Source organism: Pseudomonas sp. PGPPP1, assembly GCF_002255865.1.
Lineage (GTDB): Bacteria > Pseudomonadota > Gammaproteobacteria > Pseudomonadales > Pseudomonadaceae > Aquipseudomonas > Aquipseudomonas cremoris.
On the sequence record NZ_NKIG01000048.1, the window covers coordinates 1 to 20385 of the forward strand.

Annotated in this window: 19 protein-coding genes; 12 read left to right on the top strand and 7 right to left on the bottom strand. The window is 60.5% G+C overall.

Features of this window, described 5'->3' with window-relative positions; genetic code table 11:
* A partial coding sequence (rpmG, locus tag CFE47_RS29795) for a 50S ribosomal protein L33 (protein WP_286819990.1) occupies positions 1–96 on the top strand: 96 nt, incomplete at its 5' end.
* Between the two features lie 71 nt (positions 97–167).
* Here rpmG and CFE47_RS29800 read toward each other — a convergent pair.
* Positions 168–530 (bottom strand): cupin domain-containing protein, encoded by a 363-nt coding sequence (locus CFE47_RS29800; protein WP_286842581.1) that lies wholly within the window; start codon positions 528–530, stop codon positions 168–170.
* Between the two features lie 230 nt (positions 531–760).
* Here CFE47_RS29800 and CFE47_RS29805 point away from each other — a divergent pair, with 230 nt between their 5' ends.
* Both CFE47_RS29805 and CFE47_RS29810 read left to right on the top strand, forming a co-directional pair.
* Positions 761–2254: an aldehyde dehydrogenase gene (locus tag CFE47_RS29805; RefSeq protein WP_286842582.1), complete on the top strand. Its 1494-nt coding sequence runs from the start codon at positions 761–763 to the stop codon at positions 2252–2254.
* A 182-nt stretch (positions 2255–2436) separates the two neighbouring features.
* Positions 2437–3579 carry an MFS transporter gene (locus CFE47_RS29810; RefSeq protein WP_286842583.1) on the top strand — a complete coding sequence of 381 codons (1143 nt, stop codon included), beginning with the start codon at positions 2437–2439 and terminating at the stop codon, positions 3577–3579.
* Positions 3580–3598: 19 nt separating this feature from the next.
* Here CFE47_RS29810 and CFE47_RS29815 read toward each other — a convergent pair whose 3' ends face one another.
* Positions 3599–5164: a phospholipase D family protein gene (locus CFE47_RS29815; RefSeq protein ID WP_286842584.1), complete on the bottom strand. Its 1566-nt coding sequence runs from the start codon at positions 5162–5164 to the stop codon at positions 3599–3601.
* 62 nt (positions 5165–5226) lie between these two features.
* On the bottom strand, positions 5227–6651 hold the full coding sequence (locus CFE47_RS29820; RefSeq protein WP_286842586.1) for an aminotransferase-like domain-containing protein: 1425 nt from the start codon (positions 6649–6651) through the stop codon (positions 5227–5229).
* A 166-nt stretch (positions 6652–6817) separates the two neighbouring features.
* Between CFE47_RS29820 and CFE47_RS29825 the strand changes: the two genes are divergently transcribed.
* Positions 6818–7042: a DUF1127 domain-containing protein gene (locus CFE47_RS29825; RefSeq protein WP_286842588.1), complete on the top strand. Its 225-nt coding sequence runs from the start codon at positions 6818–6820 to the stop codon at positions 7040–7042.
* On the opposite strand, the gene CFE47_RS29830 is transcribed toward CFE47_RS29825, so the two are convergent.
* Positions 7043–8335: an NAD(P)/FAD-dependent oxidoreductase gene (locus CFE47_RS29830; RefSeq protein WP_286842589.1), complete on the bottom strand. Its 1293-nt coding sequence runs from the start codon at positions 8333–8335 to the stop codon at positions 7043–7045.
* A 115-nt stretch (positions 8336–8450) separates the two neighbouring features.
* Between CFE47_RS29830 and CFE47_RS29835 the strand changes: the two genes are divergently transcribed.
* Positions 8451–8804 carry a YkgJ family cysteine cluster protein gene (locus tag CFE47_RS29835; RefSeq protein ID WP_016975913.1) on the top strand — a complete coding sequence of 118 codons (354 nt, stop codon included), beginning with the start codon at positions 8451–8453 and terminating at the stop codon, positions 8802–8804.
* Positions 8805–8915: 111 nt separating this feature from the next.
* Here the strand turns inward: CFE47_RS29835 and CFE47_RS29840 are convergent, their stop codons facing one another.
* Positions 8916–9404, bottom strand: a complete 489-nt coding sequence (locus CFE47_RS29840) for an Lrp/AsnC ligand binding domain-containing protein (protein WP_003176896.1) — start codon at positions 9402–9404, stop codon at positions 8916–8918.
* A 156-nt stretch (positions 9405–9560) separates the two neighbouring features.
* On the opposite strand from CFE47_RS29840, the gene dadA reads away from it, so the two are divergent.
* The 6 genes from dadA to CFE47_RS29870 all read left to right on the top strand — a co-directional run bounded on the left by dadA (position 9561) and on the right by CFE47_RS29870 (position 15656).
* Positions 9561–10862, top strand: a complete 1302-nt coding sequence (gene dadA / locus CFE47_RS29845; RefSeq protein WP_286842592.1) for a D-amino acid dehydrogenase — start codon at positions 9561–9563, stop codon at positions 10860–10862.
* Complete coding sequence (locus tag CFE47_RS29850; RefSeq protein WP_185709977.1) at positions 10834–11187, top strand: RidA family protein; 354 nt, start codon at positions 10834–10836, stop codon at positions 11185–11187. Before dadA ends, CFE47_RS29850 begins: the two co-directional genes overlap by 29 nt.
* Before the next feature lie 79 nt (positions 11188–11266).
* A complete protein-coding gene (alr, locus tag CFE47_RS29855) occupies positions 11267–12340 on the top strand; it encodes an alanine racemase (protein ID WP_286842595.1) in 1074 nt (357 codons plus the stop codon).
* A gap of 116 nt (positions 12341–12456) precedes the next feature.
* Positions 12457–13005, top strand: coding sequence for a cupin domain-containing protein (locus CFE47_RS29860; RefSeq protein WP_003176893.1), 549 nt, complete (start codon positions 12457–12459; stop codon positions 13003–13005).
* A 181-nt stretch (positions 13006–13186) separates the two neighbouring features.
* Entirely contained in the window at positions 13187–13600 is a 414-nt protein-coding gene (locus CFE47_RS29865; RefSeq protein ID WP_135310820.1) for a c-type cytochrome, read from the top strand.
* Positions 13601–13733: 133 nt separating this feature from the next.
* Positions 13734–15656, top strand: a complete 1923-nt coding sequence (locus CFE47_RS29870) for an acetyl-CoA hydrolase/transferase C-terminal domain-containing protein (RefSeq protein ID WP_286842597.1) — start codon at positions 13734–13736, stop codon at positions 15654–15656.
* A 132-nt stretch (positions 15657–15788) separates the two neighbouring features.
* On the opposite strand, the gene CFE47_RS29875 is transcribed toward CFE47_RS29870, so the two are convergent.
* Positions 15789–16361 carry a xanthine phosphoribosyltransferase gene (locus CFE47_RS29875; protein WP_185709974.1) on the bottom strand — a complete coding sequence of 191 codons (573 nt, stop codon included), beginning with the start codon at positions 16359–16361 and terminating at the stop codon, positions 15789–15791.
* Positions 16362–16419: 58 nt separating this feature from the next.
* Complete coding sequence (rep, locus tag CFE47_RS29880) at positions 16420–18429, bottom strand: DNA helicase Rep (RefSeq protein WP_185709973.1); 2010 nt, start codon at positions 18427–18429, stop codon at positions 16420–16422.
* Positions 18430–18684: 255 nt separating this feature from the next.
* On the opposite strand from rep, the gene CFE47_RS29885 reads away from it, so the two are divergent.
* Entirely contained in the window at positions 18685–20349 is a 1665-nt protein-coding gene (locus CFE47_RS29885; protein WP_185709972.1) for a putative bifunctional diguanylate cyclase/phosphodiesterase, read from the top strand.
* Positions 20350–20385: the final 36 nt, after the last annotated feature.

Consider the following 20385-nt stretch of genomic DNA (forward strand, 5'->3'; position numbering starts at 1 on the left):
AAGAACAAGCGTACTACCCCGGACAAGCTCGAAAAGAAAATGTTCGACCCGCGCGTTCGCAAGCACGTGATCTACAAAGAAGGCAAAATCAAGTAATTGATTTTCTTCCTTGTGAAAAAAAGCCCGTATCTCACGATACGGGCTTTTTTTTGCCTGCGATTTGCTGATCAGGCCTTTTGTTCAAACACCACGTAGATCTTGCGGCACGGCTCCAGCACTTCCCAGGTGCCACTGAAGCCGGCGGGGATCACGAAGCGGTCGCCGGCGCGCAAGGTCTTGGCGTTGCCCTCGGCATCGCGCAATACCGAAACACCCTGCACGATCTCGCAGTACTCATGTTCGCTGTAGTTGACCTTCCAGTGCCCGACTTCACCTTCCCAAACGCCGGCACTCATCTGCCCGCACGGGCTGTTGTAGTGGTTGTAGATCGTTTGTTCGGGATCGCCCTTGAGGATTTTTTCTGCGGCAGGGCGGTAGCGGTCGGGGGCGGTGTTGGCTTGGCTGAAGTCGACGATGTCCTGGATGCTCATGTGCGTGTCCCGTCTGGCCTGCGGTTGGAGAGCCCAAAGTCTATGTTTATTAAAATGAACATCGCAAGGGCGTTTGCCGGCGTTATGTCAAATATATTGAAACATCCCCAGCGGCTGGTTTAGGGTGGCAGCTGCCTTGAGCCGAACAGCAGGCTGGCCGGGCAAGAATTCTTTGAGGTTGCCGGGGGACATCGCCTGGCCCTTGTATTCAATAAGAGGAGGACACTCGCATGACCACCCTGACCCGTGCCGACTGGGAACAACGCGCCAAGGATCTGAAGATCGAAGGCCGCGCCTACATCAACGGCGAGTACACCGCTGCTGCTTCCGGCGACACCTTCGAATGCATCAGCCCGGTCGATGGCCGCTTGCTGGCCACCGTCGCCAGCTGTGACGTCGCCGACGCCCAGCGCGCCGTGGAAAATGCCCGCGCTACCTTCAATTCCGGTGTTTGGTCGCGCCTTGCGCCGGCCAAGCGCAAATCCGCCATGATCCGATTCGCCGCACTGCTCAAGGCCAATGCCGAAGAGCTGGCGCTGCTCGAAACCTTGGACATGGGCAAGCCGATCAGCGACTCCCTGTACATCGACGTGCCTGGCGCAGCCAACGCGCTGAGCTGGAGCGGCGAGGCTATCGACAAGATCTACGATGAAGTTGCCGCCACCCCGCACGACCAGCTTGGGCTTGTGACGCGTGAGCCTGTCGGCGTGGTTGGCGCCATCGTGCCGTGGAACTTCCCGTTGATGATGGCCTGCTGGAAACTCGGGCCGGCGCTGTCTACCGGTAACTCGGTAATCCTCAAGCCGTCCGAAAAATCCCCGCTGACCGCCATCCGCATCGCCGCACTGGCGGTTGAAGCGGGCATTCCTAAAGGCGTGTTCAACGTGCTGCCTGGCTATGGCCACACAGTGGGCAACGCGCTGGCGCTGCACATGGACGTCGACACGCTGGTGTTCACCGGTTCGACCAAAATCGCCAAGCAACTGTTGATCCGCTCCGGCGAGTCGAACATGAAGCGTGTTTGGCTGGAAGCCGGTGGCAAGAGCCCGAACATCGTGTTCGCTGACGCGCCGGACCTGCAAGCCGCTGCTGAATCCGCCGCTGGCGCCATTGCTTTCAACCAGGGTGAAGTCTGCACCGCTGGCTCGCGCCTGCTGGTCGAGCGTTCGATCAAGGATAAATTCCTGCCGCTGGTGATCGAGGCTCTCAAGGCCTGGAAGCCAGGCAACCCGCTGGACCCGGCGACCAACGTCGGCGCACTGGTGGACACCCAGCAGATGAACACCGTGCTGTCCTACATCGAGGCCGGCCATGCTGACGGCGCCAAGCTGGTAGCGGGCGGCAAGCGCACCTTGGAAGAAACCGGTGGCACCTACGTTGAGCCAACGATTTTCGACGGCGTGACCAATGCCATGAAGATCGCCAAGGAAGAGATCTTCGGCCCAGTCCTGTCGGTGATCACCTTTGATAACGCCGAGGAAGCGATTGCCATCGCCAACGACACAATCTACGGCCTGGCCGCAGCGGTGTGGACGGCGGATATCTCCAAGGCGCACCTCACCGCCAAGGCTCTGCGTGCCGGTAGCGTGTGGGTCAACCAGTATGACGGTGGCGATATGACTGCACCGTTCGGTGGTTTCAAGCAGTCGGGTAACGGCCGCGACAAGTCGCTGCATGCGTTCGACAAGTACACCGAGCTGAAGTCGACCTGGATCAAGCTGTAAGCAATACCGCTGATCCCCTGTAGGAGCGAGCTTGTGTGGGAGCTGGCTTGCCTGCGATAGCATCACCGAGGTGTGACTGACACACCGAGGTGCTTGCATCGCGGGCAAGCCCGGCTCCCACACGAGCTCGCTCCTACAGTTCGTTTGCAACCCCGGAAATAATTATCCACAGGAGCGTGGAAATGCGTTGGGCGACTTATTTCGCCGTGCTGGCCTCGGTCCTCAGCGTCGGCCTGGCGCTGGGTGTCAGCATGCCGCTGGTATCCCTACGGCTTGAAGGCTGGGGCTACGGCAGTTTCGCCATTGGTGTCATGGCCGCCATGCCGGCGTTCGGCGTGTTGCTCGGGGCGAAGGTGTCCAGTCGCATGGCCTCTTGGCTGGGCACTGCCAACCTGATGCGCTTGTGCCTGTGGGCGGGTGCAGTGTCTATTGGCTTGCTGGCGATTTTGCCCAGCTATCCGGTGTGGCTGGTGCTGCGGCTGATGATCGGGGTGATCCTGACCATTGTGTTTATCCTGGGCGAAAGCTGGATCAACCAATTGGTGGTGGAGCAATGGCGTGGCCGGCTGGTGGCGCTGTATGGCTGTAGTTATGCCTTGAGCCAACTGTCGGGCCCGTTGCTGTTGGGCGTGCTCGGTACCGATCATGACTACGGTTTCTGGGTGGGCGTAGGCCTGCTGGTGGTCGCGCCAGTGCTGTTACTGGGCCGCACCGGCGCACCCACTGCCGAGTCGTTCAGCGTGACCTTCGCAGACTTGTGGCGCTTCTGCCTGAGCCTGCCGGCGATTGCCTGGGCGGTGGCTTTATTCGCAGCGTTCGAGGCGATGATTCTGACGTTGTTGCCGGTGTATTGCCTGCAACAAGGCTTCACTGCCGAGGTCGCGTTGGCGATGGTCAGCACGGTAGTGGTGGGTGATGCGTTGTTGCAATTGCCTATTGGCGCACTGGCCGATTACCTGCCGCGACGGACGTTGTTCTTGGCTTGCGCGGTGCTGTTGTTGGTGTCGAGCCTGGCGATTCCGCTGTTGATGCATACATCGCTGATCTGGCCGATTTGGGTGTTGTTCGGCGCCAGTGCCGGCGGGTTGTTCACGCTGTCGCTGATATTGATCGGCGAGCGTTACCGCGATGATGCATTGGTACGTGCCAACGCCCACGTTGCACAGCTGTGGGGGATTGGCTGCTTGATCGGGCCGTTGGTGGCCGGTGCGGGTAGCCAGTGGATCAGCGGGCATGCGCTGCCATTTCTGATGGCGGCGGGTGCGTTGGGGTTGGTGTTGTTGTTGCTGCGCCAGGGCGCGTTCGGGATCGCGCAGCCAACCTGACCTTGAAATGCCGCTCCCACTAGAGCATGCGTTCCAGGCCAACGCTGGTGGCGAACCACGCATTGAACCGTCGCCACCAACTGCCCGGCTCGCGGTCCAGGGTGTGGAGCTGGCCGTTATCCTCGGTCACCCACACCACTTGGCCGTCCTGCAGTTTCGCCTCATAGCTCAACGCGGGGGCCATGCCTTCCAGCGCCAGGTTGCGCACATGCTCCGCCAGCTCGGGGCTGTCTACCAGCACGCCGACTTCGGTGTTCCACAGCACGGAGCGCGGGTCGAAGTTGAACGAGCCGATAAACGACTTCTGCCGATCAAAGATCATCGCCTTGCTGTGCAAGCTTGAGTCCGAGCCACGGAATGTGCCGCGCCGGAACAAGTGCGGGCCACTACCGCCGCCATCGCCGGGCTGGCGGCGCAGTTCATAGAGTTTTACGCCATGCTCCAGCAGCGCCTTGCGGTACGGCGCGTACCCTCCGTGAACGGCTGGAACATCGGTGGCCTCCAGGGAGTTGGTCAACAGGCTGACCGACACGCCCGCGTCGGCGCGCCCGGTCAGGTACACCAGCCCCGGTTGGCCCGGTACGAAATATGCCGAGATCATCATCAGTTCGTGGCTGACCCCTTCCAGTTCCGGCTCCAGTTGAGTGGTGAGCAATAACCTGGGGTCTGGTTCGGCGGTGGCCAGTACTTTGCTGGGTGCATCCCACAATGCCTGGTTCCAGGCCCAGATCAGCTCGCGACGCCAGATGTCCATGCGCGGCTGGGTTTGATAAGTGCGCAAGCGGCTGTAGAGGGCGTGATTCTGCTGGCGCGATTCGGCGAGCGATGCTTCCAGGCGTGCGCGCGCGGCGTTCAGGTCACCTTTGGAAGGGCTGTTTGAGACAAAGTCATCAATCGGCTTGCTCAGGGCGCTGTTCCAGTACTGGTCGAAGCTGTGGCCGAGCTGCTCCGCCACCGGGCCCACGCTGAGCATGTCGATATCGGTGAAGTTGAGGTTGGGCTCGGCGTCGAAATACTCATCCCCCAGGTTGCGCCCGCCGACAATCGCTACGCTGTTGTCCGCCAGCCACAGTTTGTTATGCATGCGCCGGTGTTGCAGCGACAGGTTGAACAAGCGCCCCATGGCTCGCGTCACACCCGTGCTGCGCCCCAGGTGCAGGGGGTTGAACAGGCGAATCTCGATCTTGGGGTGGGCGGCGAGGGTGGCGATGATCTGGTCGAGGCCGTCGCTGGTGGTGTCGTCCAGCAGGATGCGCACCCGTACGCCACGGTCGGCGGCCTTGAGCAATTCATCTACCAGCATGCGCGTGCTGATGCCGTCGTGGACGATGTAGTACTGCAGGTCGAGGCTGGTTTGGGCGTTACGGATCAGTTCGGCGCGGGCCATGAACGCTTCGCTGCTGTTGGGTAGCAGGCGAAAGCCCGAGCGCCCTTGGTAAGGCGCGGCCTGGGCCTGGATCGAACGGCCAAAGGAAGACTGCGCGGCAGGCAGGGCATCGCTGGGGATGCGCGGTGTGCTCACCGTGGCGCAACCGCCCAGGGTCAGGGCTCCCAGCAGGAAGAGCGGTAATAGCCGTCGAATCATCAAAGGGTTCGCTTCCAGATCAGGGCGGTTGTCGGCATATGACGGCTATTTCCCGCGAAAGGTCAGTCCGCTGTTTCGGCCAGCAGCTTGATTGCGGCGGTCCCGACTTTGCGCACGGCGTCTTCAATCTGCGGGGTTGGCTTGGCAGAGTAGTTCATGCGCAGGCAGTTCCGGTACTTGCCGGATGCAGAAAAGATGCTTCCCACAGCGACCTGTACGCCTTGTTCCACCAGGATGCGATTGAGCTTCAACGTGTCAAAACCTTCCGGCAGCTCAACCCACAGCATAAAGCTGCCTTGGGGCCGACTGGCGCGAGTGCCGACCGGAAAATAACGGCTGACCCAATCGAGCATCAGGTCGCGATTGCGCTGGTATTGAGTGCGCATCCGGCGTAAATGCGGTTCGAAATGGCCGCCTTTCAGAAACTCGGCGATGGCAATCTGCGGTTGTGTGGCGGTGGAGCCGGTGCTGATGTATTTCATGTGCAGCACCCGTTCCAGGTAACGGCCCGGCGCAACCCAGCCGATGCGCAGGCCTGGCGCGAGGGTCTTCGAGAAGGAACTGCACAGCAGCACGCGACCGTCCTCGTCGAAAGATTTGATGGTGCGCGGGCGCGGGTAGCTGTAGGCCAATTCGCCATACACATCGTCTTCGATGATCGCTACGTCAAATCGCTGCGCCAGGGTCAGCAGTGCCCGTTTGCGCGCCTCGGGCATGATGTAGCCCAAGGGGTTGTTGCAGTTGGGGGTCAGTTGGATGACTTTGATCGGCCACTGTTCCAGCGCCAGTTCCAGCGCTTCGAGGCTGATGCCGGTGATAGGGTCGGTGGGGATTTCCAGGGCTTTCATGCCCAGGCCCTTGAGGGTCTGCATCGCGCCATGAAAGCTGGGGGAGTCCACCGCGACGATATCGCCGGGCTCGCAGATGGCATGGATGCTGGCAGACAGCGCCTCATGGCAGCCGGTGGTGATCACAATGTCCTCGGCGGTCAGTTGGCAGCCGGAATCCAATGACAGTCGGGCGATTTGCTCACGCAAATCCATACAGCCGAGGATGTTGTCGTAATACAGCCCTGGCAGGTCCTGGCGACGGCTCACGCGCGCCAGGCTGCGCAGCAGGGGCTTGAGGGTGGGCGTCAAAACATCCGGCATGCCACGGCCCATCTGTATGACGTCTTTGCGCGGTACCGCGCGAATCAGCTCCAGCACCTGGTCCCACTGGGAAATTTCCACCGGTCGCTGTGCCGGACGGCCTACCTCCGGCAATGCCGGCAACTCACGCCCTACGGGTACGAAGTAGCCGGATTTTGGCTTTGGTATCGCCAGGCCGTTGTCTTCCAGCAGCCGATAAGCTTGCTGCACGGTGCTCAGGCTAACCCCATGCTCGGTGCTCAGGGCGCGCACAGAGGGCAGACGATCGCCAGGACGGTAGAAACCTTGTTCGATGCGGGTGCCCAACAGTTCGGCAAGGTTGACGTAGAGGGTCATGGCGGTCGCTCCCAGGAGACCAGTACAGATAGGGCGAAAATACAGGATTCAGCGGCACATAGGCAGTGTCTGTATGGATTTAATAAAGAAGGGTTGAATCTGTAATGGTTTGGCGGGCACGCCCATTCTAGTCACTCATGGCAACAGGCAAATGAGGGACGGCAAAATGAGCGGCATGAGCGATGTGCGGTTGGCGTTACACGGTCAGGAATTGGAAGCGGGGCAGGGTTCGACAATGTCGGCAACTACCAGCAGCCGGTGGATGCTGTTCTGGCGCCGCAGCCATACCCGCAAGGCCCTGCTTGATATGAGCGTCGAGCAACTGCGCGACATCGGCCTCACTGCAGAGCAGGCGCGCCGGGAAGGCGTAAAACCCTTCTGGCGCGGTTGATCACACCAGCTCTTTGAACCGGTGCCACAACATCCCCAATGCCAATAGCGGCGAACGCAGGTATTTGCCGCCAGGGAAAGTGATGTGGGGCACTTGGGCAAACAGATCGAAGCGACCCTGCTGCTGGCCGCTGATGGCTTCGGCCAGTAGCTTACCGGCCAGGTGCGTGGCATTGAGGCCGTGGCCTGCGTAAGCCTGGGCGTAATACACGTTGGGTTGATCGGCCAAGCGGCCAATCTGTGGCAGGCGATTGGCGCCGATACCGATCATGCCGCCCCACTGGAAGTCGATCTTCACGTCAGCCAGTTGTGGAAACACCTTGAGCATTTTTGGCCGCATATAAGCGCCAATGTCCTGGGGATCGCGACCGGAATAGTGGCAGGCCCCACCAAACAACAGGCGGCGGTCGGCGGACAATCGGAAGTAATCCACGGTTACCCGTTGATCACACACCGCCATATTCTGCGGCAGCAGGCTGGCGGCCTGGGCTTCGCTGAGCGGCTCGGTGGCGATGATGTAGCTGCCGGCTGGCAGCACTTTGCCGCCCAGTTGCGGGTTCAGGCCATTGAGGTAGGCGTTGCAGGCCAGCACCAGCGTTTTGGCGCGCACATGGCCGTGAGCGGTGTGCACCTTGACCTCGGGGCCGTAGTCGATGCGCGTCACTTCGGATTGTTCGAACAGCTTTACACCCAACTGCTGCGCGGCATTGGCTTCGCCGAGGGCCAGGTTCAATGGGTGCAAATGGCCGGAGCCCATGTCGATCATGCCGCCCACATAGCGGTCGGAGCCGATCACGCTGCCCATTTCGCCAGCCTGTAGCAGGCGTACTTCGTGGCGGTAGCCGAGGCTGCGCAACTCTTCGGCGTCCTCGGCCAAGTCCTGTAGGTGGTGAGGCTTGTTGGCCAGGTCGCAATAACCCCATGTCAGGTCGCAAGGAATCTGGTAGCGCTCGACGCGTTCGCGCACGATCTCCACGGCTTCCAGGCCCATCAGCTTCATCTGGCGCACACCGTCGGTACCGATCACGTTGGTGAACTGGTCAAGACCGTGGCCAACGCCGCGAATCAGCTGGCCGCCATTGCGGCCGCTGGCGCCCCAACCGATCTTGCGTGCTTCCAGCAACACAACGCTGAAGCCGCGCTCGGCCAGTTCCAGAGCGGTGTTCAGCCCCGAATACCCGCCGCCAATCACGCACACATCGGCAACCACTTCGCCGTTCAACACCGGGTAGTCGGGTTGCGGCACGCTGCTGGCGGCGTAGTAGGAAGCGGTGTGCCGGGCGCTGGCAGTCATGGGGAGCATCCCTGTTTGGAAAATTTGACGCAGGATACAGCGGTCGGGCGAAGCTGTCTCATTGCAGGCTTTTGCGGCAGAATCCACGCCTATCCGCCGTTCGGTACCCGTTTCGATGAGTTGCAACAGCCAGAAAATCAGCGCCCTGCGTAGGCAGATTCCTTCGTTCGAATGCGTGCCCGGCTGCCACGACTGCTGTGGGCCAGTGACTACTTCGCCCGAGGAAATGTCGCGCCTGCCGCGCAAGACTGCTGCCGAGCAGGACGCGGCCATGGACGAGTTGAACTGCGTGCACCTGGGCCCCAACGGTTGCACGGTGTACGACGAGCGTCCGCTGATTTGCCGGCTGTTCGGCACCACCAAGACCCTGCCATGCCCGAATGGGCGCCGGCCTGTGGAATTGATTCACCCGCGGGTGGAGAAGCAGATCCATGAGTACATGGCCAGTACGCGGCAGGTGCTGGTTTAGTGAACGCACACGGTTAAAAAATGTGGGAGCTGGCTTGCCTGCGATAGCTTTGGTGAATTCACTACCGCTATCGCAGGCAAGCCAGCTCCCAGTTGACCGAGTTATGTCTGGTTAATCGGGGATCGGCAGGTTCAGGCTCTCCTTCACCTCTTCCATCACGATATAGCTCTTGGACTCCCGCACATGGGGCAGCTTGAGCAGGATATCGCCAAGCAGTTTGCGGTACGACGCCATCTCTGAGATGCGCGCCTTCACCAGGTAGTCGAAGTCGCCCGACACCAGATGGCATTCCAGCACGTGAGGCAATTTAAGCACCGCGCGGCGGAACTCTTCAAAGGTGTCGCCGGATTTGTAATCGAGGCTGATCTCGACAAATACCAGCAAACTTCCCTTCAAATGCTGCGGATTGAGCCGCGCGTTGTAGCCCATGATGATCCCTTCACGCTCCAGCCGACGCACGCGCTCGGTGCACGGCGTGGTCGACAGCCCGACCTTTTCCCCCAGCTCCGTGAACGAAATTCGCCCGTCGGTTTGCAGGATACGCAGGATGTTGCGGTCGATTTTATCCAGCTCCCGCTTGGTCTGGGTGTTGGTACGCATAGGGGATACGCCTCTGTGAAAAGGGTTTTTGCCGAGAATTGTCGCCAAATATAGGCACTTATATAGTGAAATGCACTGGCAATAATTTTTTACACTGCGCCCATCATTGCTCGAATAACACACGTCAGCGGCCATGCCCGCGATGAGGATATAAAAATGCGCGTTCTGGTCTTGGGTAGCGGCGTCATTGGGGTGACCAGTGCCTACTATTTGGCTCGGGCCGGCTTTGATGTGGTCGTGGTTGACCGTCAGCCCGCCGCTGCCATGGAAACCAGCTTCGCCAACGCCGGCCAGGTGTCCCCTGGCTACGCCTCGCCATGGGCCGCACCGGGCGTACCGCTCAAAGCCATCAAGTGGCTGTTGGAGCGTCACGCACCCTTGGCCATCAAAGCCACCGCCGATATCGACCAATACCTGTGGATGGCGCAGATGCTGCGCAACTGCACCGCCAGCCGGTATGCGGTGAACAAAGAGCGCATGGTGCGCCTGTCCGAATACAGCCGCGACTGCCTCGACGAACTGCGCGCCGAGACCGGCATTGCCTACGAAGGCCGCAGCCTGGGGACTACCCAGCTGTTCCGTACCCAGGCCCAGCTTGATGGCGCCGCCAAAGACATCGCCGTGCTGAAAGAGTCTGGCGTTCCCTTCGAACTGCTCGACCGCGCTGGTATCGCCCGCGTCGAACCGGCCCTGGCCAGTGTCACCGACATCCTCGCCGGTGCTCTGCGCCTGCCGAACGACCAGACGGGCGACTGCCAGATGTTCACCACCCGCCTGGTCGAGATGTGCAAGCAACTGGGCGTGGAATTCCGCTTTGAACAAGATATTCAGCGCCTCGACTACGCTGGCGACCGCATCAACGGTGTGTTGATCGACGGCAAGCTCGAAACCGCCGACCGCTACGTACTGGCCCTTGGCAGCTACTCGCCGAAGCTGCTCAAGCCGCTGGGGATCAAGGCGCCGGTGTACCCGCTCAAGGGCTACTCGCTGACCGTGCCGATCACCAACCCGGCAATGGCGCCGACGTCGACCATTCTCGACGAGACCTACAAGGTTGCGATCACCCGTTTCGACAACCGCATCCGCGTCGGCGGCATGGCTGAAATAGCCGGTTTTGACCTGTCGCTGAACCCGCGCCGACGCGAAACCCTGGAGATGATCGTCAACGACCTTTATCCTCAGGGCGGCGATCTGGCCCAGGCTTCGTTCTGGACCGGCTTGCGCCCAACCACGCCTGACGGCACGCCGATTGTTGGTGCCACCCCGTTCAAGAACCTGTTCCTGAACACCGGCCATGGCACCCTCGGTTGGACCATGGCCTGTGGTTCCGGGCGTTTGCTGGCGGACCTGATGGCGAAAAAAACGCCACAGATCAGCGCTGCAGGCCTCGATATTTCCCGTTATGGCAACCACCAGGAGTCCGCAAAACATGTCAATCCAGCGCCAGCTCACCAATGAGCGCATGAGCCAGATCGTTGTCCACAGCGGTACCGTGTATCTGGCAGGGCAAGTCGGCGACGACATGAGTGCCGGGATTGAAAAGCAGACCCGTGAAACCTTGGCCAACATCGAGCGTCTGTTGGACCTGGCCGGCACCGACAAAAGCAAGTTGCTGTCGGTGACGATCTACCTGAAAGACATCGACGCCGATTTTGCCGGCATGAACGCGGTGTGGGACAAGTGGCTGCCCAAAGGCGTCGCCCCGGCTCGCGCCACGGTCCAGGCCAAGCTGTGCGAACCGGAAATCCTGGTAGAGCTGTCCGTCGTGGCCGCGCTGCCTTAAACATAGATCCCTCTCCCGGCGCCGACGTTGTTGGTCGGTGCCGGTTTTTCTTCACTCTGCCGCCTAGAAGCCTGCCGCCATGCGTCCTGCCCATGCCCTGATCGACCTTCAAGCCCTGCGCCACAATTACCAATTGGCCCGTGAAGTCACGGGGGCCAAGGCCCTTGCCGTGGTCAAGGCCGATGCCTACGGCCATGGCGCCGTACGGGTGGCCCAGGCGTTGGAAGCCGAGGCCGATGGCTTTGCCGTGGCATGCATCGAAGAGGCGCTGGAACTGCGTGCCGCCGGCATTCGTGCGCCGGTGCTGTTGCTGGAAGGCTTTTTTGAAGCCGACGAGCTGCCGCTGATCAACGAGCATGACTTGTGGTGCGTGGTGCATTCGTTGTGGCAGTTGGAGGCGATCGAGCAGGCCAAGCTGAGCAAGCCGCTGACCATCTGGCTCAAGCTCGATTCGGGCATGCACCGCGTTGGCCTGCATCCCAAGGATTACCACGAGGCGTACCAGCGCCTGCTGGCCAGCGGCAAGGTTGCGAAGATCGTATTGATGAGCCACTTCGCCCGCGCCGATGAGCTCGATTGCGTGCGCAGTGACGAACAGGTGGCCGTTTTTGAAGCGGCGCGCCAAGGCCTGTCGGCTGAGGTCAGCCTGCGCAATTCGCCGTCGGTGATGGGTTGGCCGAATGTTTCCAGCGACTGGGTACGCCCGGGCATCATGCTCTACGGCGCCACGCCGTTTGGCGAAGACCAGGCCGTGGCCGCGCGTCTGCAGCCGGTGATGACCCTGGAATCGAAAGTCATCTGCGTGCGCGAGCTGCCGGCTGGGGAACCGGTGGGCTACGGCGCCAGGTTCATCACGCCCAAGCCGATGCGCGTCGGCGTGGTTGCCATGGGTTATGCCGATGGTTACCCGCGCCACGCACCGACCGGCACCCCCGTGCTGGTTGCCGGGCAGCGCAGCCAACTGCTCGGGCGTGTGTCGATGGACATGCTGTGCATCGACCTGACGGATGTGCCCCAGGCCGGCCTGGGCTCCACGGTGGAATTGTGGGGTAAAAACATCCTTGCCAGTGACATTGCCGTCGCCGCCGAAACCATTCCCTACCAGATCTTCTGCAACTTGCGCCGCGTGCCAAGGCTCTATTCCGGCGCTTGATCGCCAGGAACGAACACAGCTGCCTGGGATTTAGGCCCAAGTGTTGTAAATACTGAACGCTGTCGCCATGATAACGCTCAATTACAACAAAGCCTGAATCCTAGGAGGCTCCTGCATTGGACGTCGGCGAACGACTGCAATCCATCCGTAAACTCAAAGGTCTTTCCCAGCGTGAGCTCGCCAAGCGTGCGGGTGTCACCAACAGCACCATTTCGATGATCGAAAAAAACAGCGTCAGCCCCTCGATCAGCTCCTTGCGCAAGGTGCTGGGTGGCATCCCCATGTCCATGGTCGAGTTCTTTTCCGAGGAGATCCTCCAGGAAATACCGACGCAGATCGTCTATAAAGCCAATGAGCTGATCGACATCTCTGACGGCGCCGTCACCATGAAACTGGTTGGTCGGGCGCACCCCAGCCGGGCGATTGCGTTTCTCAACGAGATCTACCCGCCGGGCGCCGATACAGGCGAAGAAATGCTCACCCACGAAGGCGAGGAAACCGGGATTCTGGTGGAGGGGCGCCTGGAGTTGGTGGTCGGTCTTGAAACTTTTGTGCTCGAAGCTGGCGATAGCTACTACTTTGAAAGCACCAAGCCCCATCGTTTTCGCAATCCGTTCGACGTGCCGGCGCGACTAATCAGCGCAGCCACACCCGCGAACTTTTAAGAAAAGAGGCGTCCTGCCAGCGTTGCAGAGACACCCGTAGCAGTAACCGTGCGGCCGAATCTCCCTTTATTTAATAGGGTTGTTTCGGCCCGGCGGGCTAACCGTTATACTTTCGCCGCCTGCGAAACCGTGGCCGCAGGCGTGAATAGCCACCATTGAGGGTGAACGCGTGAACCTAATTATGAAAATGCTGGCTGCACCAGCAACCGTACTGGCCCTATGGGCTGTCAGCGCTCAAGCTGCGACCAATGACGAAATTGCCAAACGCCTGGAGCCTGTCGGCCAGGTGTGTGTCCAGGGCCAGGAATGCAAGGGGATGGAAGTTGCCGTGGCAGCCGGCGGCGGCGGGGCGAAAACCCCAGACGACATCATCGCCAAGCACTGTAACGCGTGCCACGGTACTGGTTTGCTGGGCGCTCCGAAAATCGGCGACACAGCCGCCTGGAAAGACCGCGCCGACCACCAGGGTGGCCTCGACGGCCTGCTGGCCAAAGCCATCACCGGCCTGAACGCCATGCCGCCCAAAGGCACCTGTGCCGATTGCTCGGATGACGAGCTCAAGGGCGCAATCGAGAAGATGTCGGGGCTTAAATAAACCGATCTTCGCCAAAAAGCCGCTGACCAGCGGCTTTTTTGTGCCCGCGATTTGTGTTTCCAGGCTGTTCTTTGCAGCAAACACCGGCCACTCTCTGTCCAACCCCTAATCACGGAATGTTCAGGAGGGTCGGATGGTGCAGTTATGTTCAATCGAGCAAGCAGTTGACGACGTACTGGCGCGTTTGCCGGCGCATATCCACATGGGCATGCCCCTGGGCCTGGGCAAGCCCAACCTGTTTGCCAATGCGTTGTATCGGCGTATCGCCAAATTGCCGGAACGGGCGCTGACGATTTACACCGCCCTCAGCCTGGGCCGCCCGACCATGGGCGACGGCTTGCAGAAGCGTTTTCTGGAGCCCTTCATCGAGCGGGTGTTTGGCGACTACCCTGAATTGGACTTCCTCGCCGACCTGCGCAAAGACAGCCTGCCGGCGAATATCCACGTGCAACAGTTCTTCATGCAGCCCGGCAGCCTGCTTCACAGCACCTCGGCCCAGCAGGACTACGTGAGCAGCAATTACAGCCACGCCGCCCGTGATATCAACGCTGCCGGCCTGAACCTGGTAGCGCAGCTGGTGGCCAGTAGCGCCGAGCATCCTGATCGCCTGAGCCTGAGCTGCAACCCGGATATCACCCTCGACCTGCTGCCGATGATCGCCAAGCGCCGCGCCGCCGGGGAAACCATCCTGATCGTCGGCCAGGTTCACACCGATTTGCCCTACATGCCCGGCGACTCCGAGCTGGGCATGGATGCCTTCGATTACCTGTTGGACGAAAAAGACAGCACCACGTTGTTCTCCACGCCGAACATGCCGGTGGGGTTCCAGGACCACTTTATCGGTCTGCATGCGAGCACTTTGGTACGCGATGGCGGCACCTTGCAGATCGGCATCGGCTCCATGGGTGATGCGCTGACCGCCGCGTTGCTGGCGCGCCAGGCGGACAACGAGGCCTACCGATTGCTGCTGACTGACCTCGACGTCTACCAATGGGCACCATTGATCAGCCATGAAGGCGGTGTCGCGCCCTTCGCCCGTGGGCTCTACGGTTGCAGTGAGATGTTCGTCAACGGCCTGTTGGTGCTGGCGGATGCGGGGATTGTGCGGCGCAAGGTCTACCCCGATGTGGCGACCCAGGCGCAGGCGAATGCCGGCACGCTGGATGATGCCGCGCAGCCCGACGGCGTGTCGATCCACGGCGGTTTCTTCCTTGGCCCGCGCAGCTTTTACCAGAGGCTGCAGGAAATGACCCACAGCAAGCGTCTCGAATTCAACATGACCCGCATCAGCTACATCAACGAGCTGTACGGCCAGGAAGAACTCAAGCGCCTGCAACGCCTGGACGCACGCTTTATCAACAGCGCAATCATGGTGACTTTGCTCGGTGCTGGCGTGGCTGACCAGTTGGAAGATGGTCGCGTGCTCAGTGGCGTAGGCGGGCAGTACAACTTCGTGGCCCAGGGGCATGCGCTGGAAGGGGCGCGGTCGATCCTGATCTTGCGCAGCTGGCGCGAGTCGGCGGGGGAGGTCAGTTCCAATATCGTCTGGGACTACGGTCATTGCACCATTCCCCGGCACCTGCGGGATATCGTCATCACGGAATACGGCATCGCCGATTTGCGTGGTCAGACGGATGCCAAGGTGATCGAGGCATTACTCAATATTAGCGACTCACGCTTTCAGGACGATCTGATCGAACAGGCTCAAGAGGCGGGCAAATTGCCCAAGGACTTCAAGCTTGATCCGCGTTTCAGCGACAACACACCGGAACGGCTTCAACGTATCCAGGCGCGGCACCGACGGTTGTTCCCGGAGTATCCGCTGGGCAGCGATTTTACGGATGAAGAGCGGGATCTGTTGCGGGCGCTGAACTGGCTCAAGAGCAAATTCAAGCTGACGGAGATTCTGGAGTTGGGCAAGGCGGCGTTGGATGCACCGGAGCCGGAGGCGTTTCCAGAGCATCTGAGGCGGATGCGGTTGGATAGCCCTGAAGGGCTGAAAGAAGACCTGTATCAGCGTTTATTGCTCGCGGGCCTGCAGGCCACCGCGCACTGACAAACACCACAAAACCCAATGTGGGAGCGGGCTTGCTCGCGAATGCGGTGTGTCAGTCACTGAATTTATTGACTGATCCACCGCATTCGCGAGCAAGCCCGCTCCCACATTTTGATCTGTGTTCGCAGCCAATTACTCGATAAAGGTCACTACGCCACCAGCCAGCGATTTGACCCGCGCCAGCGACTCAACCCGATAACCCTGCGCATCCAACTCCGCACGACCACCCTGGAACGACTTCTCGATCACGATCCCCAAGCCCGCAACGGTCGCACCGGCTTGCTTGATGATCGAGATCAGCGCCTGGGACGCCTTGCCGTTGGCCAGGAAGTCATCGATCACCAGCACGCGGTCGCTGCTGGTCAGGTGGCGTGGGGAAATCGCCACGGTGCTTTCAACTTGCTTGGTGAACGAATACACGGTCGCCGACAGCAGGTTTTCCGTCAGGGTCAGGGACTGGTGCTTGCGCGCGAAGATCACTGGAACGCCCAGGTTCAAGCCGGTCATGATCGCCGGTGCGATGCCTGAGGCTTCGATGGTGACGATCTTGGTAATGCCCGAGTCCTTGAACAGTTCAGCGAATTCGTCGCCAATCAGTTTCATCAGCGCCGGGTCGATCTGGTGGTTCAGAAACGCGTCGACCTTGAGTACCTGATCGGAAAGCACGATGCCTTCTTCGCGAATTTTCTTGTGCAGTGCTTCCACGGAAAGCTTCCTCTGTTGGCGCAACGCGCGCCGAAAGTAGATTAAAAAGTAGTCGATTCTAGCGCTTTAGCATCGCGCGTATATCCGCCAAGGCAGTGTTGCCGCGCACGGCTTTTACCTCGGTCGGGGTGTCGTCATTGCCTTCCCAGGCCAGGTCGTCCGGCGGCAGTTCATCCAGGAACCGGCTGGGGGCACAATCGATTATTTCGCCGTATTGCTTACGCTTGGCGGCAAAGGTGAAGGCCAGCGTCTGACGCGCACGGGTAATGCCCACGTAGGCCAGGCGGCGTTCTTCTTCGATGGTGTCGGCTTCGATACTGGAGCGGTGCGGGAGGATCTCCTCTTCCATGCCCATGATGAACACGTAGGGGAATTCCAGGCCCTTGGACGCATGCAAGGTCATCATTTGCACACCTTCGGCGCCGTCTTCCTCTTCCTGCTGGCGCTCCAGCATGTCGCGCAACACCAGCTTGCCGATGGCGTCTTCGACGGTCATCTCGCCGTCTTCGTCTTTTTCCAGGGTGTTCTTCAGTGCTTCGATCAGGAACCAGACGTTGCCCATGCGGTAATCCGCGGCCTTGTCACTGGAGCTGTTGGTGCGCAGCCAGTTTTCGTAGTCGATGTCCATGACCATGCTGCGCAGGGCGCTGATCGGATCTTCGCCGGCGCATTGCTCGCGCACCTTGTCCATGAAGCGCTTGAAGCGCGACAGGCGATCGGTAAAGCGCGTGTCCAGGTGTTCGCCCAGGCCGATCTCGTCGGTGGCGGCGTACATCGAGATCTTGCGCTCGGTGGCGTAGTTGCCGAGCTTTTCCAGGGTGGTGGAGCCGATTTCCCGGCGCGGCACGTTGATTACGCGCAGGAATGCGTTGTCGTCGTCCGGGTTCACGATCAGCCGGAAGTAGGCCATCAGGTCTTTGACTTCCTGGCGTCCGAAAAAGCTGTTGCCACCGGACAGGCGATACGGCACTTGGTGGTGCTGCAATTTCAGCTCGATCAGCTTGGCCTGGTAGTTGCCGCGATAGAGGATCGCGAAATCGCTGTAGGGCCGATCGGTGCGCAAGTGCAGGCTGAGAATTTCCACGGCCACGCGCTCGGCTTCGGCGTCCTCGTTGCGGCAGCGGATCACACGGATCTCGTCGCCGTGGCCCATCTCGCTCCACAGTTGTTTTTCAAACTCGTGCGGGTTGTTGGAGATCAGCACGTTGGCACAGCGCAAAATACGGCTGGTGGAGCGGTAGTTCTGCTCCAGCATCACCACTTTCAAGGAGGGGTAGTCGTCCTTGAGCAGCATCAGGTTTTCCGGGCGCGCACCGCGCCAGGCGTAGATCGACTGGTCGTCGTCGCCTACCACGGTGAACTGGTTGCGGGTGCCGATCAGCATCTTCACCAGCAGGTATTGGCTGGCGTTGGTGTCCTGGTATTCGTCCACCAGCAGGTAGCGCACCTTGTTCTGCCATTTTTCCAGGATGTCGGCGTGTTCTTCGAACAGCTTCACGGGCAGCAGGATCAGGTCGTCGAAGTCCACCGCGTTGAACGCCTTGAGCGTGCGCTGGTAGTGGGTGTAGACGATGGCGGCAGTCTGCTCCTTGGGGTTGCGCGCGTTTTCCAGTGCCTGGGGCGGCAGGATCAGGTCGTTTTTCCAGGCGCCGATCATGTTCTTGATCTCGTCCACGCCGTCGTCGCCCGCATATTCCTTTTGCATGATGTCGGTCATCAGGGCCTTGACGTCGGTCTCGTCGAAGATCGAGAAGCCCGGCTTGTAGCCCAGCCGCACATGCTCCTTGCGGATGATGTTCAGCCCCAGGTTGTGGAAGGTACACACAGTGAGGCCACGGCCTTCGCCACCCTTGAGCAGGGTGCCGACGCGCTCTTTCATTTCCCGCGCCGCCTTGTTGGTAAAGGTCATGGCGACGATGTACTGGGCGCGGATGCCGCAGTTCTGGATCAGGTGCGCGATCTTGCGGGTAATCACGCTGGTCTTGCCGGAGCCAGCACCGGCGAGCACCAATAGAGGGCCGCCGACGTAGTTCACGGCTTCTTGCTGCCGGGGATTGAGTCGGGACATACAGAGTTCAGGGGGTCATTGATCAAAAGGGCGGGCATTTTAACAGGCTGGCAGGATTCTGCTCTCTCAGAACGACAGTGTGACGTACCACTCGATCTAAATTTGCCGGTTTTGATACTTTGCCGCAGGATGTGCAGGCATTTACGGCTATTGTTTGTAATCTGCGTATTTGATAACCCCTATCATTGGTGATTGTCAGCTCGCACGTCATAATGCCCGCCGCCAACGAAATCTTGCAGAGTCTAGGGAGCTAGCTTGTCTACGCCTGTCGAACCCTTGCGTTTGCTGCTATTGGCCGATGCGCCTGAATGGGCAGCGTTGTTGCGCGAGTGCCTGGCGCCGATGGGCGATGGGGCTGTGCTGATCAGCGCGCCAAATTGGGATTCCGTGAGTCGTTTGTTCGATGACGACCACAGCGCCGTGCTATTGACCACGCCCAGCCTGCAACCCGGCCCTGGCCGTTGCAGTTTGCCGTGCGTGTTATTGCTGGAGCAGGAGCCTCTGGTTTCACCGTTGGGTGTCAGCGATTGGCTGGTGCGGGATGTATTGGATGCCGATACATTGCGCCGCTGCCTGCGCCACGTTCGCGAGCGCGGCCTGCTGGAAAACACCCTGCAACGCCTGGCCGAACAGGACCCACTCACGGGCATCGCCAACCGCCAAGGCTTCCAGACCTTGCTGGCCGCGCGCCTGGCCGAAAACGAAGGCCGTGGCTTGGCCCTCGGTCATCTGGACCTCGATAACTTTCGCCATGCCAACGATGCCCTCGGTCACCAGGCCGGCGACCGGTTGATCTTGCAGGTGGTGTCGCGGCTCAAAAGCCAGCTCGAAGCCGGCGACCAATTGGCGCGCCTGGGCAGCGACGAATTTGCACTGCTGATCGACACTCGCCGTGCGCCTCAGCGCGCCGAGTGGATGGCCGAGCGCATCACCGAAGTCATGGCCGAACCCTACTGGGTGGACGGCGAAAGCCTGCTGATCGGCTGCAGCCTTGGGGTGGCACACGCCCGCGCCCGCGCCGGTGCCGACCCGCTGATGTGGCATGCGCATATCGCCATGCAGCAAGCCAAGAGCACCCAGGGCTGTACCTTTCATATCTTCAACGAACGCATCAACCGCAATGCCCGCAGCCTGGCCGACCTGGAAACGGAGCTGCGCCGCGCCTTGCGCCGTGATGAACTGGAATTGCATTACCAGCCGCGCCTCGACCTGGACGATGGGCATATCGTCGGTCTGGAAGCCCTGGTGCGTTGGCGTCATGGCGAGCGGGGGTTGTTGCCGCCCAGCGAGTTCGTGCCCTTGGCCGAGCAGAGCGGCCTGATCGTACCGTTGGGTTACTGGGTGATTTCCCGGGCCCTGCGCGACATGCAGGCGCTGCGTGAACGCGGCCTGCAGCCGTTGCACATGGCGGTCAACCTGTCGTTCCGCCAATTCCAGGACAGCCAGTTGCTCTCGACCCTCAGCCGGTTGATCGCCGAGCGTGGCGTGGATGCGCGCTGGCTGGAGTTCGAACTGACCGAGACCGCCGTGATGCGCCGCAGCGATCTGGTCAAGCAGACCATGGATGCCCTCGGTCGCCTGGGTGTGCGGTTTTCCCTGGATGACTTTGGTACTGGCTTCTCATCGTTCGTGCACCTCAACAGCTTGCCGATTGCCTTGTTGAAGGTCGACAAGAGCTTCGTGGGCGGCATGGAAGAGCGCGAAGAGAATCGCAAGCTGGTCCACGCCATGATCAACCTGGCCCACAACCTGAACCTGGAAGTGGTGGCCGAAGGGGTGGAAACCCCTGAGCAGTTGGCGCTGTTGCGGTTGTTTGGGTGTGACCAGGCCCAGGGGTACCTGATCAGCAAGCCGCTGCCGTTGCCGGAGTTAGTGGAGTACCTGACCTTTGGCAAGAGTCAGCAGGCGTTGCTGGGCTGAGTTGTAAACCCGGTCAGTGTGGGAGCTGGTGTGCCT

Coding starts and splice junctions, on each gene's coding strand:
- CFE47_RS29835 (WP_016975913.1), top strand. CDS start 8,451: ATGAGTTGCAACAGCCAGAAAATCAGCGCCCTGCGTAGGCAGATTCCT.
- CFE47_RS29840 (WP_003176896.1), bottom strand. CDS start 9,404: ATGCGTACCAACACCCAGACCAAGCGGGAGCTGGATAAAATCGACCGC.
- CFE47_RS29805 (WP_286842582.1), top strand. CDS start 761: ATGACCACCCTGACCCGTGCCGACTGGGAACAACGCGCCAAGGATCTG.
- CFE47_RS29830 (WP_286842589.1), bottom strand. CDS start 8,335: ATGACTGCCAGCGCCCGGCACACCGCTTCCTACTACGCCGCCAGCAGC.
- rep (WP_185709973.1), bottom strand. CDS start 18,429: ATGTCCCGACTCAATCCCCGGCAGCAAGAAGCCGTGAACTACGTCGGC.
- CFE47_RS29825 (WP_286842588.1), top strand. CDS start 6,818: ATGAGCGGCATGAGCGATGTGCGGTTGGCGTTACACGGTCAGGAATTG.
- CFE47_RS29800 (WP_286842581.1), bottom strand. CDS start 530: ATGAGCATCCAGGACATCGTCGACTTCAGCCAAGCCAACACCGCCCCC.
- dadA (WP_286842592.1), top strand. CDS start 9,561: ATGCGCGTTCTGGTCTTGGGTAGCGGCGTCATTGGGGTGACCAGTGCC.
- CFE47_RS29810 (WP_286842583.1), top strand. CDS start 2,437: ATGCGTTGGGCGACTTATTTCGCCGTGCTGGCCTCGGTCCTCAGCGTC.
- alr (WP_286842595.1), top strand. CDS start 11,267: ATGCGTCCTGCCCATGCCCTGATCGACCTTCAAGCCCTGCGCCACAAT.
- CFE47_RS29815 (WP_286842584.1), bottom strand. CDS start 5,164: ATGATTCGACGGCTATTACCGCTCTTCCTGCTGGGAGCCCTGACCCTG.
- CFE47_RS29870 (WP_286842597.1), top strand. CDS start 13,734: ATGGTGCAGTTATGTTCAATCGAGCAAGCAGTTGACGACGTACTGGCG.
- CFE47_RS29850 (WP_185709977.1), top strand. CDS start 10,834: ATGTCAATCCAGCGCCAGCTCACCAATGAGCGCATGAGCCAGATCGTT.
- CFE47_RS29820 (WP_286842586.1), bottom strand. CDS start 6,651: ATGACCCTCTACGTCAACCTTGCCGAACTGTTGGGCACCCGCATCGAA.
- CFE47_RS29865 (WP_135310820.1), top strand. CDS start 13,187: ATGAAAATGCTGGCTGCACCAGCAACCGTACTGGCCCTATGGGCTGTC.